At 68.5% G+C, this 14,987-nt stretch carries 10 protein-coding genes; 4 read left to right on the top strand and 6 right to left on the bottom strand.

Translation table 11 applies throughout. From position 1 onward, the window contains the following. Positions 1 to 22: 22 nt before the first annotated feature. Positions 23 to 3,007 carry a S8 family serine peptidase gene (locus ACFTSF_RS27730; protein ID WP_380156861.1) on the bottom strand — a complete coding sequence of 995 codons (2,985 nt, stop codon included), beginning with the start codon at positions 3,005 to 3,007 and terminating at the stop codon, positions 23 to 25. A 139-nt stretch (positions 3,008 to 3,146) separates the two neighbouring features. Between ACFTSF_RS27730 and ACFTSF_RS27725 the strand changes: the two genes are divergently transcribed. Then, positions 3,147 to 3,596, top strand: a complete 450-nt coding sequence (locus ACFTSF_RS27725; protein WP_380156859.1) for an SRPBCC family protein — start codon at positions 3,147 to 3,149, stop codon at positions 3,594 to 3,596. A gap of 148 nt (positions 3,597 to 3,744) precedes the next feature. Next, on the top strand, positions 3,745 to 4,005 hold the full coding sequence (gene rpsT, locus ACFTSF_RS27720) for a 30S ribosomal protein S20 (protein ID WP_344154370.1): 261 nt from the start codon (positions 3,745 to 3,747) through the stop codon (positions 4,003 to 4,005). Between the two features lie 92 nt (positions 4,006 to 4,097). Here rpsT and holA read toward each other — a convergent pair whose 3' ends face one another. Next, positions 4,098 to 5,033 carry a DNA polymerase III subunit delta gene (gene holA / locus ACFTSF_RS27715; protein ID WP_380156856.1) on the bottom strand — a complete coding sequence of 312 codons (936 nt, stop codon included), beginning with the start codon at positions 5,031 to 5,033 and terminating at the stop codon, positions 4,098 to 4,100. 441 nt (positions 5,034 to 5,474) lie between these two features. On the opposite strand from holA, the gene ACFTSF_RS27710 reads away from it, so the two are divergent. After that, positions 5,475 to 6,002 carry an isochorismatase family protein gene (locus ACFTSF_RS27710; protein WP_380156855.1) on the top strand — a complete coding sequence of 176 codons (528 nt, stop codon included), beginning with the start codon at positions 5,475 to 5,477 and terminating at the stop codon, positions 6,000 to 6,002. A 666-nt stretch (positions 6,003 to 6,668) separates the two neighbouring features. On the opposite strand, the gene ACFTSF_RS27705 is transcribed toward ACFTSF_RS27710, so the two are convergent. The 4 genes from ACFTSF_RS27705 to ACFTSF_RS27690 form a co-directional block, all read right to left on the bottom strand. Further along, positions 6,669 to 9,158 carry a DUF222 domain-containing protein gene (locus ACFTSF_RS27705; protein ID WP_380156853.1) on the bottom strand — a complete coding sequence of 830 codons (2,490 nt, stop codon included), beginning with the start codon at positions 9,156 to 9,158 and terminating at the stop codon, positions 6,669 to 6,671. A gap of 833 nt (positions 9,159 to 9,991) precedes the next feature. Further along, positions 9,992 to 12,604 carry a ComEC/Rec2 family competence protein gene (locus ACFTSF_RS27700; protein ID WP_380156851.1) on the bottom strand — a complete coding sequence of 871 codons (2,613 nt, stop codon included), beginning with the start codon at positions 12,602 to 12,604 and terminating at the stop codon, positions 9,992 to 9,994. Beyond that, positions 12,591 to 13,262 carry a helix-hairpin-helix domain-containing protein gene (locus ACFTSF_RS27695; protein WP_380156849.1) on the bottom strand — a complete coding sequence of 224 codons (672 nt, stop codon included), beginning with the start codon at positions 13,260 to 13,262 and terminating at the stop codon, positions 12,591 to 12,593. Before ACFTSF_RS27695 ends, ACFTSF_RS27700 begins: the two co-directional genes overlap by 14 nt. A 279-nt stretch (positions 13,263 to 13,541) precedes the next feature. Further along, positions 13,542 to 14,384: a DegV family protein gene (locus tag ACFTSF_RS27690; protein WP_380156847.1), complete on the bottom strand. Its 843-nt coding sequence runs from the start codon at positions 14,382 to 14,384 to the stop codon at positions 13,542 to 13,544. 53 nt (positions 14,385 to 14,437) lie between these two features. On the opposite strand from ACFTSF_RS27690, the gene ACFTSF_RS27685 reads away from it, so the two are divergent. Beyond that, positions 14,438 to 14,947: a pyridoxamine 5'-phosphate oxidase family protein gene (locus ACFTSF_RS27685; RefSeq protein WP_380156845.1), complete on the top strand. Its 510-nt coding sequence runs from the start codon at positions 14,438 to 14,440 to the stop codon at positions 14,945 to 14,947. Positions 14,948 to 14,987 lie beyond the last annotated feature (40 nt).

Genomic DNA, 14,987 nt, shown 5'->3' with positions numbered 1-14,987 from the left:
GGACCGCCCTTCGTTTGTTGTTCTAGCTGTCGACTCTCAGGACGGTTGAGCCGGTGCCGGATCCGCCGTCGGTGTAGGCGATCTGGCCTAGGTAGCGGGTGCCGGCGGTGAGGCCGGTCCAGGTTGCGGTGACCGTGGCCTGGGCGGCGGTCGTTACGGCCTGGGCGGCTGGGGTGACCGTGAGGTTGGGCTCCGCCGTCGTGAGCGCCCAGTGGTTGAGTTTCACGGTCTGGTTGTCGGCTCCGGCGAAGTAGTCCAGGTAGACGTCGTACGAGCCGGCCGCCGGGGCGACCAGGTTCGCCTCCTCCTCGGAGGATCCGCCACCACTGTTCGCCAGGACCGCCGTCGTACCGGACTTGTAGACGTACACGTCAACGTCCGTGGCCGCCGGGTAGTCCGCGTCGAACGTCGAGAACCGGGCGTACTTCGTGCCGGCCGGGATGTTCACCGTGAGCTTCGCGACGTGGTCGTTCGCCTGCGGGTTGGTGGCCGGGAACGACACCCCGCCCGCCTTCTTGATGACGGCCTCGCCGACAGTCGCCGCGGTCAGACCAACCGACGTCGTGTTCAGCGTGCCCGTGTAGCCGGCCGTGATCGGCACCTGCACCGAACCACTCACCCCGGATCCCGTGACCTGCACCGGCGCCTTCACCGTCAGCGGCTTGACCGCCAGCGTGCTCGACACCGAGTGGAACGCAGACTTCCACGTGAGCGTCCCGAACGAGTACTGCTCGAGCGGCGCACCAGCGTTCTCGATAGTGACCTTGTACGTCGCAGTCTTGCCCGGCAGCGTGATCAGGATCTTCGGCGACACCGTCACCTTGAGCCCGGTCGCGCCCTCGACCTTCGGGAAGTAGACCTCGGGCAGCTTGCTGACGCTCTTCACGGTGCGCGTGATGGTCTGCTTACCGGCCAGGTCGCCAACCGCAAGGGTCGGGTAGTTCAGGTCGCTCGGGTCGACCTTGCCACCGGCGCACAGCTCGTGCGTGGCCGCCACCTCACCAGAGCCGCAGACGAACTTGGCCCAGTCGGTGTACGTCGAGTCGTAGACCAGACCCGGGTCCATGGCCTTCTTCGGCTGGACCATCCCGGCGCCGTACCCGAACGGGGTGGCCGGCGTACCGGAGTCGTTCTGGATCGGCTTGCCGGCCGTGTCCTTCGTGGTCGCCGTGGTCGCGAGCGCCGACTTGATTGCCATCGGCGACCAGTCCGGGTGCTTGCTCTTCAGGACGGCCGCGATGCCGGCGACGTGCGGCGTCGACATCGACGTACCGCTCATGAACGCGTACTCGCCACCGGCCGCGCTGAACGCGGTCGTCGCGGCCAGCACGTTGGTGCCGGGGGCCATCAGGTCCGGCTTCAGCAGGTCGCCGTTACCGGCCGGGGACGGACCACGACTGGAGGACGCGGCCACCTTCGGCGCCACGACCTTGACCGGCGTACCGGCGCTGATGGTCGCGGTCGGGGTCGCCGTACCGCTCACGTAGGCCTTGACGCCCGGGGTGGCCTTGTCGTCCAGGTGGACCGACGGGACCGTGTGCAGGTCGGAGTCCAGGGTGCCCGGGACGATGTTGACCAGGATCATGCCGACGCCGCCGGCTGCCTTCACCTGAGCGCTCTTGTCGACGCGGGCGTTCACGCCACGGTCGCAGACGACGATCTTGCCGGTCACCTTGGCCGGGTCGAGCGTGCCGGCCTGGCAGAGCACCAGGTTGGTCGGGTTCGCACCGGCGAGACCGGCGTCCTTGGCCAGGATCACCGGGGAGCTCGGCACGCCCGCGCCGATACCGGCACCGGTGTACTTGCTGCCGTCGCCGAAGGTGACGGTGGTCTGGATGTCGCGGTCATGGGTGCCGTTGGCAACGGTCGTCACCCACGGGTAGGTCTTGCCGACCGTGGCCGCGCCCGGGCCGGTGTTGCCGGCGCTGACGGCCACGAACACGCCCGCCTTGGCGGCGCGCAGGAAGGCCAGGCCGGTCGCGTTCACGTACGTCGAACCGGTGCCGGAGATCGAGTAGTTGATCACGTCCACGCCGTCGGCGACCGCGGTGTCGATCGCGGCGATGATGTCCGCGTCGGTGCCAGAACCGCCACCGGCCGCGTCAACCGCCCACAACGCCTTGTAGATCGCGAGCCGGGCCTGCGGCGCCATACCGGAGCCCTTGCCGTAGTCGCGGCCCATCACGGTCATGTCGACGCCGTAGTTGCCGCCCGCGGTGCTCGCGGTGTGCGTACCGTGACCGCCGAAGTCGCGCGGCGACTTGAACTCGTCCGGGATCGGCCGGCTGCCGATGCCCTTGTCGAAGTAGCGGGCGCCGATCACCTTGTTGTTACAGGTGACGAGCGGGGCCTCCTCGCCGGCCTGGCAGGTGCCCTTCCACTTCTTCGCGATCAGCGCGTCCGACGCCTTGGTGGTCTTGATCGGCGCGAAGCTCGACCGCTCCGGTACGAAACCGGAGTCGATGACACCGATGATCACGCCGTCGCCGGCCTTGTCGATGCCACCCGCCTGCTGCCAGGCGCCACCCTTGCCGGACAGGCCGAGGTAGCGCGGCGTGTCGACGGTGTCCTGGTGCTGCAGCTCACTGGGCTCGACGCTCTTCACGCCGGACGACTTCGCCAGCTTCACGGCGTCGTCGTACGACATCTCGGCGGAGAAGCCGGAGTACGTGTAGTTGTAGTCGTAGAGCTTCTTGGCGTCCGGTGCGACCTTCAGAACCTGGTCGCGCTCACGCGTCAGGTGCTGCACGTAGTCGAGCACCGGAGCAGCGCTCTTGACCAGCTTGCCGCCGGCCGCGACCCGCGTAGCGGGCAGTCCGGCGATATCGCCGTCGTACTCGGCCACGGGCGCGTCGTCGAGCTGGACGACGTACGAGCCGGTCACCGACTCCTTCACCAGCGGGTCCGGCAGGGACGGCGTCTCGGCTGCCTGGGCGTGAACCAGAGGCAGCCCGGCCAGCGACGCGACGAGCGCGCTGACCAGAACGATCGGGGTACGGCGGGACAAGGGTCCTCCCAGGACGGTGGGCTCGCTGCAATCCCGGCGCTGGTGGTGAGCAGCGTCACGGGGCCCTGAGTATGCCGGGGGACCCTGCGGGGTGTCACGCTCGGCACGGCCGTGTCATCTCACCGCAAGGGAAAACCCGATGCCGGACCTGACAGAGACGATCACCGTGGCAGCGCCCGCTGACGCGCTGTACACACTGGTCAGCGATCTGCCCCGGATGGGCGAATGGAGCCCGGAATGCACCGGCGTGGCCTGGAATTCCAGTACGCCGGGACCGGCCGTCGGAGCGCGATTCGTCGGCCGCAACCGGGTCGGCGCGGCCCGCTGGATGACCCAGGGCAAGGTGATCGAGGCCGATCCTGGCCGCCGATTCACCTTCAAGATCTTCTTCGGCCCGCTCCAGGTGGCGCTCTGGTCCTACGAGTTCACCCCGACCGCCGAGGGCTGCGTGGTGGCCGAGTCGTGGACCGATCGCCGTCCGGCCGCCCTCCGGTCCGCCATGAACGCGATCTTCGGCGACCGCCTGAAGCTCAACCAGCGGGGAATCCGGATCACCCTGGACCGCCTCAAGGCCGCCGCCGAGGGCTGACCCCGCGCGCTCGGTTGCGGTGGCCGGTTTGGTGCCGGGGTGGGCTTCTTGGTAATCTTGCCCTTCGCGCACTCACGGGTGCTACACAGCCGTGCGCGCGACACCTTTCCTGTATTGACCGCATACTCCTGATCGAGGCTCTGCTCACGTGGCGAACATCAAGTCCCAGATCAAGCGCAACCGTCAGAACGAGGCTGCGCGACTTCGCAACAAGTCGGTGAAGTCGACCCTCAAGACGGCCGTGCGCCGCTTCCGGGAGGCCGCTGAGGCCGGCGACTCCGCCAAGGCGACCGAGACCGCTCAGGTGGCCGGCCGGCTGCTCGACAAGGCCGCCAGCAAGGGCGTCATCCACGCCAACCAGGCTGCCAACCGCAAGTCGGCCATCTTCAAGAAGGCCGCCTCGCTCTGATCCGCACCTGACGATCGGCCAGTCATCCGACCGGCCGATCGTTTTTGCGTACCCAAAACCAGGCCGGGCTTCTTGGTTTCTGTAGGGGTGGGTCAGCGGCGGCCGTGCGCGCGGCTGACCGTGATGACCATCCGCTCCAGCGCATAACCGGCATCGCCCGACGCGCCCTTCACATCCGCATCAGCCTGCGCCACCGCCTTGATCGCGGTCGCCAGCCCACCCGGTGTCCACCCCCGGGACTGCTGCCGCAGCGACTTGAGCTTCCACGGCGGTACGCCGACCTCCCGGGCCAGGTCCGCCTCACGCATCCCACTCGGAGCGCTCGAGAACTTCGCGAGCCCCCGCAGCCCGCCCGCCATCGCGCTCGTCATCAGCACCGGCGCGACCCCACAGTCGAGCGCCCACCGAAGCTGCTCCAACGCCGGCTCGGTCCTCCCCGCGATCGCCGCATCCGCCACCGCGAAACTCGTCACCTCCGCTCGACCACCGAAGTACCGCCCGATCAGCTCAGCCGTAACCGCCTGCCCACCCGAGTCCGACACCAGCTGAGCACACGCCCCGGCAAGCGCCCGCAGGTCATGCCCCACCGCATCCACCAACGCCGACGCGGCCCGCTCATCCACGTTCCCGCCATGCAGCCGGATCTCCCCCGCCACGAACTGCGGCAACTCCCACGCCTTGGGCGCCGTCGCCACCACCTCGGTCACCGAGGCCTTCCGCAGCTTGTCGAGAACCCCCTTGCCCTTCTGCCCACCCGAATGCACCAGCACCAGCAAGATGTCGTCAGCCGCCGCACCGGCGTACTCAATCAACCGCGGAGCCATCTCAGCCGGCAAATTCTCCAGCGCCCGCATCACCAACACCCGCTCAGCCGCAAACAACGACGGCCCAGTCAACTCAGCGAACACCCCGACATCCAACGTCGAAGCATCCAACTCAGTCGTCTCAACGTCAGCAAACTCTTTCTTCACCGCCGCAATAGCCGACCGCACCGCCCGATCCGCCAAAAACCCCTCGGACCCAGTCACCAGCAAAACATCGCCCAACCTCGGCGCAGCACCCCTACGAACAGCCACACCCCCAGCATCCCACGCCCCCACCGACAAAACCCCTAGAACCCCACCCAACCCAACAGTCAAGATGCCCCCATGCCCACCCCCACCCCAAACCCAACCAGTCCAGCCACCTCCAGCCCCAGCGCCCCCACTCCCACTGCACCTGCCAGCACACCCACCCCGCCTGCACGCACCTCCCCCTCCGACACCGCCTCCCACAGCACGCCTAGCCCAACCACCCCCACCACGAGTGCCGCTGTGTCACCTGCGACTCCGCCCTTCGCGCCAACCGACTCCACCACGCGCGACGCCAATTCCCCCGCAGCTCCCCATAGCCACGCGCTCGACTCCGCGCCTTCCCCGGACACCTCCTTCCCCGCAGACGACGTTCCGCCTGTCGACGCACTGATCCTCGTGGACCTCCAAACCGCGTTCGTCTCCGGCGACAACGCCGTACCGAACGCCGCACGCCTCCTCGACCGCGCCACCGACCTGCTCGACCGCGCCCGCGCAGCCGGCACAGTCGTCGTACACCTCCAGAACGACGGTCCCCCCGGCGCCGACGACGAGATCGGCACCCCCGGCTGGCAGCTCTACCTCCCAACCACCCCCGGCCCCCGCGAACACATCATCCGCAAACCCCGAGACGACGGCTTCGACGCCACTCCACTAGGCGAAATCCTCATCACCGCAGGCGTACGCTCACTCGCAATCTGCGGCGTGATGTCCGAAATGTGCGTCCACGCCACCGCCCGAACCGCCCTAGCTCGCGGCTACCGCATAGTCCTCCCTCACGACGCCCACGGCACCTACGACATCCCCGCCGTACCCGGCGTGAGCGACCCAATCCCCGCCCAAGCCGTATCCCGAGTAGCCGCCTGGTCCCTAGGCGACCAACCCAACATCACCACCCCCGCAGCCGCCGTCACCTTCACCCCCTGACCTCCCCCTGCCCAACGAGTCAGCAGATTCTCGAAGCCCAACACCCCATCTCGACCACACTCTCGCTCGGACCGACCACTCCCACCGAACGCGATCAACTCAAGACCCACGAACAAGATGGCCTCAGGGCTGATCCGACCGACCACGTCCCCTTGAGCAGCAACCGCGCGCCCCCGCACGGCGCCTGCTGGACGACTCCCGATCAGCTCGGCTTCCTGGTCCCGCTGATTGCCCTGGTCCGGACGTCGGCCCACAAGCCACAACCCCGACCACTCGCTCCCGCACTCACGATCCAAATCCGCCTGCGGCCGCGGCGTGCTAACCGTGGAGTGGAGTCCTCCAGCTTCCTGGCCGGACCCAGCGGCAGGTCACCGAGGCCCGCAAGGCGGTAAGGCTGCAGTTCCCGTGTCGCCCTCTCCCCACGGATCAAAGCCGGCTCGTTCACTCAACCGCATGAGCCGCCTCGGCGGTTCAGGCGGCAAGTCCTCCCCCCAAATGGCCCGCATGGTCGCCGCACGAACATCCGTTGCCGTCAGCACCGAACCCTCACCACCGCCCCGCCCATCACTGCCGCCCTCACCCACACCCCGCCCGTCCTTGACGACCTCACCCAGACTCCGCCCATCCGCGCCAAACTCAACCGCACCCATCCCATTCGTGCAGGCCTCACTCACGCCGCGACCACTCATCCCAGCCCCCCTGCCTGGGACCACTCATGCCGCGCTCGTCAACATCCGGCCGGTCTGCGTCGGGCGCGTCTGCGCTGGGCCAGCCTGCGCCGGGCATGCTCGTGCCGGAACCAGTCATGCTGGGCTCGTCGACGCCGGGCCAGCCGGCAACGGACCGGTCAACCCCCGACCCGCCCGCGGCAGAACCACTCACGCCGAGCTCGTCCACGCCGGGCCAGTCTGCAACGGACCGGTCTACATCCGGCCTGCTCGTGGCGGAACCACTCATGCTCAGCTCGTCTACACCGAGCCAGCCGGCGGCGGTCCGGTCTGCAGCCGGTCGGCTCGCGTGAGTACCGCTCCAGCGAGGCGTGTCTGCGCTGGGCAAGCTCGCGCCGGGATCGTCTGCGCCGAGTCCGCTCGCGCGATGAGCACAGGCGGCAGCGATGGGGTGTGCGGCGGCGAGTGACGGGTCAGATGAGGGTATTCGGCGTCTGATCGATGGCGGGTCGGCCCAGGTCGGGAGTGCGACACGGACTTTGCCGTCGACGATGGTGATCACCCACTTGCCAGCATGCAGGTCGACGTGGTGAATGCGACAGAGCAGCACGAGGTTGTGCACGGCGGTCACTCCACCCTCGATCCACGAGACGAGATGATGAGCGTCGCATTGAACCGGTGGAGCGCCGCAAACAACGCAACCACGGTCTCGGGTATTCAGGGCGCGACGCATTCCCTTGGTGACAAGGCGTTCGCAGCGTCCGACGTCCAATGGTTCCGAGTTCGAGCCGAGGACCACGGGGATGACCTTCGCGTCACAGGCCAAGAGCCGAACCGTCGACGCGGACAGCCCGCTGCCATAGACGGTGTCGCCGATGGCGTGGGCAGTAGCTTTCTTGAGGTCTTGCCAGTCGATCGTGACGACTAGCGTCGCTTTCGCACCGAACCCTGGGACCCCGTTGTTGGCCACGACTGGTCCGAGCGTGGCGGTGGCGACGTCGGTTGCACACCGCTCCGCCTGCACGGCCGCTCCCCCACCGACCTCCGCGTCGAAGAGCGCGCCCGCGGCCCGACCGACACTGAGCCGCGCAGAGCTGGTTGCATCCAGTTCAACCTCAGCCTCGCCGGCATCCGAGCCGACGTCCAGATCGGCGCCGATATGCACGCCCGCACCAGCGCCGACGTTGACGCCGGTCCCACCCGCGTCGGCGTCCACACCCGCGGCCCCGCCCGCGTCGGCGTCCACACCCGCGGCCCCGCCCGTGTCGGCGTCCACACCCGCGGCCCCGCCCGTGTCGGCGTCCACACCTGTACCAGGTTGCACGCTCCCCGTCACGCCCGTGCCGGTGACCACGCCCGCAATCCCGCCAGCATCCGCACCCGCGCTCGCACCGGCACCCGCACCGGCGTCGGCGTCGGCACTCGCCATCCTGCCCGGGCTCGCGCTCGCACGCGCCGTCACGGACACATCAGCATGCACGCTCGCGGTCGTGGCCGCGTCAGTGTGCGCGTCGGTGGCCACGCCCGCGGCTGTGTCCGCGTTGGTCGTGTTCGTGGCGGCGTTGCGGGTGGTGGGGGTGGTGGAGTGGCGTTGCGGGGTTGGCGTTGAATTCAGGGCTGGCGTTGAGGTGGATGGTGTGGCGGGTGGGCTGGTTGATGCGCTAGGGGGTGTGTTCGGGATGGTTGTGGGTGTCGATGGTGGGGTGGTTGGGGTGGTTCGGATGTCGCCGGCGTCGGTGGCTGCGGCGGCTATGCGGAGGGTGCCGGAGAGGGCGTCTGCTCGGCGCTTCTCGGCGGAGCGGGGGTCGCGTTCGCCGTCTATTGTTCGGTGGGGGCGGGCGCCGGTGTGGATGGTGGCGCACATCAGTTCGGCGTTGTCGTTGGCTAGGTAGCCGGTGATGCGGACGCCGTGCTCGTCGGGGATCAGGGTGAGGCGTTCGCGGGCGTAGGCCTTCTGCTCGTCGGGTTCGGGGCCGTTTTGATCTAGTAGGTCGCGGGCGCGTTGGGCGGCTTGGCTCAGTTTGGCGGGTGGTAGGAGCCGACCGAGACCGGCTAGTTGTTCTTCGGCGACGCGTAGGTGTTCGGTCGGGACTGTGGCGGGGACCTTTTCCAGCATTGAGACGATCACGGCTGCTTGCTCGGGGCGTAGCAGGACCTCGGGTGGGAGGGTGTCGTCGGTTCCGTCCGGGATGGGCACCGCGATGGTTGGGTCGGGGAGTGCGTCGAGGACCGCGGTGTACTTCGGGAGTGCGCGGGCCAGGCGGGCCATGCCGTGGGCCTTGCGGGGGTCGATGCGGTATCGGAAGGTCAGGAGTTCGGCGGTGTTGCGGGCGCCGAGTTCTTCGGCGTGGCCGGTTTCGTCGATTCTGGCGATGTAGTGCAGGCGGGAGGTTTCGAGGCGGGCGATCTCGGCGTCGATCGCGTCGAGGGACGACAGCGTTTCGCTGCCGTTCATCGACCATGCGGGTCGGTCGCCGAGGAGGTTCATACCGTCAACTCTAGGCATGCCCTCCGACAGTTTTCAAAGCTGGAACCCCTTATTTTTAAGGGAAATAGTTATCCACAGATATTGGTTCGCCATCCACAGATGGGTTGCTTGGAGCCTGCTTGTCACTCTGCTTGCCTCTAGCAACTATTACGCTCTCGCTGAATGTGTACAGACGAACAGGTGGTGGTAGCAGCACTCGGATGCGGCCGGGGTGGCTACTGCCGGGTGCTCGTCGCTGCGGCCGGTTTTTACAGACGAGCGTGGCTGGGCGGGGCTGTGGCTGAGGGGGATGGTGCGGACGGCTGGCCGGTGGCCTGTTGCTTGTAGTTAACGGGCTTGGGTTGCTGCCGGCGAGGTGATGCCGTCTGCCCGGCGACTGTCGGTGGTGGTTGCACGCCTGGCGGCGCAAGTTCCACAGCAGGCAACGAGGTTGGGCGGGGTGGGGTGGCCGGGACTGTTGGCGGTTGAGGGGTGGCGAGGGTGACCGGGGTGACGGGCGGGCGTGAGGCGGAGGGGGTTCGGAGTTGAGGGATCGTAGGTGGTTGGTGAGGGTGACAGGCGGGGCGGCGTGTTGGCAGGGTTGCGGGGGCGCGACGTGAGGGGCCGCGGGATGTTGGCGCGGGCGCGGGTTTGAAGGGCCTACGGGAGGCCGAGGGGTTGGCGGGTTCGCGGGGCACGACGTCAGGGGGCGCGGGACGTTGGCGGGGTTCGCGGTTGGCGGGGCCGGGAGGTCGGCGAGGGGTGACGGGGTTCGCGCTTGGCGGGGTTCGCGGTTGGCGAGGGTGGCGGGAGTCGAGGTGCGTCGGTTGGAGGTCGGCGTGCGGGGGTTGGGGCTATTCGGTTAGGGGGCGGGTGGTTAGGGATAGGTGGTTGTTGGGGTTGGTCAGGGCTAGGGGGCCGGTTGTGTTGGTGGTGGCTGTGCGGGTGGTTTGGTGGGAGAGGAGGTCGAGGGTTCGGGGGGCCGGGTGGCCGTAGTCGTTGTTTCGGCCGGCGGAGATTAGGGCTAGGCGGGCTTGGGTGGCGGCTAGGAAGGCTGGGTCTTGTTGGGCTGAGCCGTGGTGGGGGACTTTGAGGACGTCGGCGCGGAGGTCGGCGCCGGTGGCGAGGATGGCTCGTTGGGACTCGGGTTCCAGGTCGCCGGTGAGGAGGAGGCGGAGGCCGGAGGTCTCGACCATCATGGTGATGCTGGCGTTGTTTTCTGGGGAGCCTTCGTCGGTGGGGGTTGCTGAGGAGGTGCCGGGTGGGGGTAGGGGTGGGACTCGGGCCGGCCAGAGGACTGTCCAGGTGAGTTGGCCTACTGCTCGCCTCTCTTGGTAGGTGACGGTTCGGACGGGGATGTGGTGTTGGGCCGCTAGGTCGGTTACTCGGCGGTGCTCGGCGCGGGGAGAGAAGTACGGCGTCACCTCTAGTTCGTCTACGCGTCGGCCGTTCAGTACGCCGGCTAGCCCGCCTACGTGGTCGGCGTGGAAGTGGGTGAGCACTAGGACGGGGATGTGGTCGACCTTTAGGTCGCGGAGGCAGCTGTTCATGGCGGTTGGGTCGGGGCCGGTGTCTACGACCACCGCGCTGCGCTCCCCTGCTCGTAGGACTAGTCCGTCGCCTTGGCCTACGTCGCACATGACTAGCACCCAGTCTCGGGGTGGCCAGCCGATGGAGCCGACTGGGCGTAGTACGGCGAGGGCTAGGAGCAGGATGGCTAGGAGCATGGCGATGGGTTTTGACAGTAGGCGGTGGAGGCTGAAGACCAGGGCTAGGCAGAGCAGGGTGAGGATGGCTACGCCGATTGCTGTTGCTGGCCAGGGGGTTGCGGCTCCGGGGAGGTCGGCGCCTTGGCGGGCGATCAGGAGAATCCATTGAGCTGGCCAGCCTGCGGTCCAGCCGACCAGTTGGGCGGCTTCGGTGCTGATGAGGGCTACACCTGCTGCGGCGAAGCCGAGGATTGTGGCTGGGCCGACGGCGGGGGCGGCTAGGAGGTTGGCGGCTACTGCTACCAGGGAGACCTCGCCGGAGAGCCAGGCGACGATCGGTGTACAGGCTAATTGGGCGGCTAAGGGGCAGGCGATGGCTTCGGCGAGCCAGGTCGGGAGCCAGTTGGCGAGTGCGTCGCGCCAGCCGGGGCCGAGGAGGACTATGCCGGCGGTGGCTAGTACTGAGAGGGCGAAGCCGGCGGAACGGGCGAGTGAGGTGTCTAGGAGGAGCAGGACGATGACTGCTACCGAGAGGCTGCGGACTGCGCGGCGGCGGCCGTCTCCGCTGGTCATGGCGGCTAGGGCGATCAGGCCCATGGCGGCGGCTCGGAGGACGCTGGGTTGTGGGCGGGCGAGGATGACGAAGACGACGACTGTCATGACGCCGACTGCTGTTAGGCCGCGGGCGCGGACCCCGATCAGGCGGGCGCATGGGAGGACGAAGGCTAGGAGGAGGGTGAGGTTTGTGCCGGAGACGGCGGAGAGGTGGGTTAGGCCTGTTGTTTTGAAGTCTTCGGTGAGTTCGTCGGAGAGGGCCGATTCGTCGCCCATGACTAGGGCGGGGACCAGGCCTCGGACGTCGGTGGGTTCGTTGGCGACGGCGGCTCGGAGGCCGGCTCGGACTTTTTCGGCGGCTTGGAGCCACCAGGCTGGTTCGGCTAGTGGGCGAGGTGGGGTGCGGATGGACAGGGTTGCTGCCACGTCGTCGCCGTCCTGCACGGATTCGAGGCGGCCGGTTGCTGCAATCCGTTGTCCGTAACGGATATGGCGCCAGTTCTCGCCGGCGATCACGAGGACTGGTGTGCGGATGGAGGTGGCGACGGAACGAGGTTGCTCGGTGGCGGGTGGCGTGTCCGCGGGGCGGCGGGTGCGGGGGCGGACTTCTTCGATGGTTGCTTGGAGGACGACGTACGGCGGGCGGTGGGTTCCTGGGGTGCGGCGGACGACGGGGTCGCTGTTGAGCTTCAGGTGGACGTCGACGGTGGTGGAGTTGGCGGCGAGGGCGCGGATGGGGCCGGTGCGGAGGCTGTGGGTTTGGAGAGCTGCTGCGAGGGCCATGCCGGACACGACTACGAGGACGGCGAGGAGAACCCAGCTGCGGCGGGCTGGGGCCGGGTCGCGGGGTGCGGGGATGGCCTTGGAAGGGTCGCGGCGGTGGATGGGTGCGGAGGCGTGGGGTGCTTGGGGGCGCGGGGTGGTTCGGCGGATGAGGAGAGTGGTGATGGTGGCGAGGGTGAGGGTTGCTGCTGCGGTCAGGAGGCTGACGGCGGGGTGGTAGCCGACCAGGACGACTGCTGTCAGCCAGCCGGCGGCGGCTGGGGCCAGGAGGCGGATGTCCAGGCGGGTGGCCGGATCGTCGGTGGGTGGGTCGTTGGGGGTTGGGTCATTGATGGGCGGGGCGCTGGGGGCCTGATCGGCGAGGGCCGGGGTGGCGGGCCGTGGGGCGTTGGGGGTTGGGGTGGGGTTAGGTGCGGACATGGGGTTTTAGGGAGTCGAACTTCTTGGGGCCTAGGCCGGGGACTTCTTGGAGTTGGTCGATGGTGGTGAAGGGGCCGTTTTCGGTGCGGTAGTCGAGGATGCGTTGGGCTAGGACGGGGCCTACGCCGGGGAGGGCGTCCAGTTGGGGGACGGTGGCGGTGTTGAGGTTGAGGGGGGTGGTTGGCGGTGGGGCGGCGGTGGTCGTGTGGGTGGGGGTGGTTGGTGGGGTGGGGGTGGTTGGTGGGGTGGGGGTGCCTACGAGGATTTGTTCGCCGTCGGTCAGGGGGCGGGCGAGGTTCAGGGAGGTTAGGTCTACGCCTCGGAGGGGGCCGCCGGCGAGGGTCAGGGCGTCGGCTACTCGGGAGCCGGTGGGGACTCGGATCAGGCCGGGTTTGCGGACTTTGCCGGCTACGTGGATGACGACTGTGGTGGTGGGTGGTGGCTTGGTCGCGGGGGTGGGTTGGGTGATGGGGGCGCCGGTCGTGAGGGTTGTTGGGGGGCGGGTTTCGGGGATGGGGGTGGGGCGGGCTCGGATTACGGTGCAGCCGGCCCAGGTGAGGCCGATGAGGAGGACGGCGGCCAGGACCAGGACGTGGCGGGCGGAGAGGGTCCAGCGGGTGTCGCGGAGACGGGTGGGTTCGGGGATCCAGCCGGGCATGGGGGGTCACTCTCCTCCGGTCGTGGGCGCCGGGAGCCGGGGGCCGGGGGCCGGTCGGCCATTGGGCTGACCGGCCATGGGGTTGGCCCGCCATAGGGCTGGCCGTCATTGGGCTGGCCGGTCATTGGGCTGGCCGGTCATTGGGCTGGCCGGTCATTGGGCTGGCCGGCCGTGGGCTGGCCGGCTAGCCCGCGCCCGGGGCGGCGTTGTCGACAGAGAAGGTACGAGTTTCTCGAGCGTGCGGATGAAGAATCCGTGGGCCTGTGGAAAACCTGGCTGTTAGAGCGGGGAGACGACTACTGCCAGGAGGCCGGGGCCGACGTGGGCGCCGATGACGGCGCCTACTTCGCGGAGGACGATGTCGCCGGCCAGGGGGAGGCGGTCGGCGAGGCCGTCGGCCAGGGATTGGGCCTTTTCGAGGTTGGAGAGGTGGTGGACTGCGATCTGGACGGGTTCATCGCCGGCGCGTTGGACGGCGATGTCGGCCAGGCGGGCGATGGCGCGGCTGGAGGTGCGGACCTTCTCCAGGGGAACGATGCGGCCGCCTTTGATGGTTAAGAGGGGTTTGACGGCGAGCGCCGTACCGAGGAGGGCTTGGGCTGCGCCGATGCGGCCGCCGCGGCGCAGGTATTCGAGGGTGTCGACGTAGAAGTACGACGAGATGGTGGTCATCCGGGCGCGGGCGGCGGCTTCGACTGCTGCCTGGTCCTCCCCTGCGGCGGCCGCGGCTGCGGCGGCGAGGACCGGGAAGCCGAGGCCCATGGCGAGGGAGCGGGAGTCGACGACGCGGACCGGGATCGGGGACTCCTTGGCGCCGATCATTGCGGCCTCGAAGGTGCCGGACATGTCGCCGGAGAGGTGGATCGAGACCACCGACTCGGCCCCGGCCGCGGCACACGCGGCGTACGTGTCGGCGAAGGTCTGGGGCGCGGGGCGACTGGTCGAGACCGGGGTGAAGGTCTTGAGCGCTTCGGCGACCGCGTCGGCCGAGGTGGCGCCGTCGTCGTACGACGTGCCGCCGATCACGACCTGGAGCGGTACGACGGTCAGGCCGTGCGAGAGCACCTCGTGCGTGGACAGCCCGGCTGTGGAGTCGGTGACGACCTGCACGCGGGCTGACATGCAGCGAGGTTACCGGAGAGTTTTTGTCGGCGCGCGGTGTCAGACTGCGGAAGATGAAGGAAACACCGGAGGAAGTCAGCGGGCTGCAGGCGCTTCTGGACGCCTCGATCGGGCGGTCGACGCAGCATCTGCGCAACATCATCACGGCAGAGCGGCAGCTGAACGCCGAGGAGCTGGTGCAGGTGCTGACCGGCATGTGCACGCTCAATCTGGCCACGGTCACGCAGGGTGGCGAGCCGCGGATCAGCGCGGTCGACGGACACTTCCTGCACGCGCGGTGGGTGTTCACCACTGCCGGATCGGCGGCCAAGGCCAGGCATCTGAAGGTCAGACCGGCGGCCAGCATCTCGTACGTCGACGGCGAGCGGATCGGCGTGTTCAGTCACGGTCAGGTCGAGTTCCTGACTCCGGACCATGCGGACTTCGAGGAGATCGAGGGTCATCTGGTGGCGCACTACGGCAGTTCGCCGTCGAGCTGGGCCGACGACATCGTGTACCTGCGGCTCCAGCCGGCCTGGATGGTCGGTTATGCGTTCGACAAAGCAGCGCTACAGACCAAGTGAGGTGAAGGCCACCCCTCCGGAAGCCTTCACCTCACTCTGT

Source organism: Kribbella sp. NPDC056951, from assembly GCF_042674205.1.
GTDB classification, from domain to species: domain Bacteria; phylum Actinomycetota; class Actinomycetes; order Propionibacteriales; family Kribbellaceae; genus Kribbella; species Kribbella yunnanensis.
This window is presented reverse-complemented; position numbering and strand designations above follow the sequence as displayed.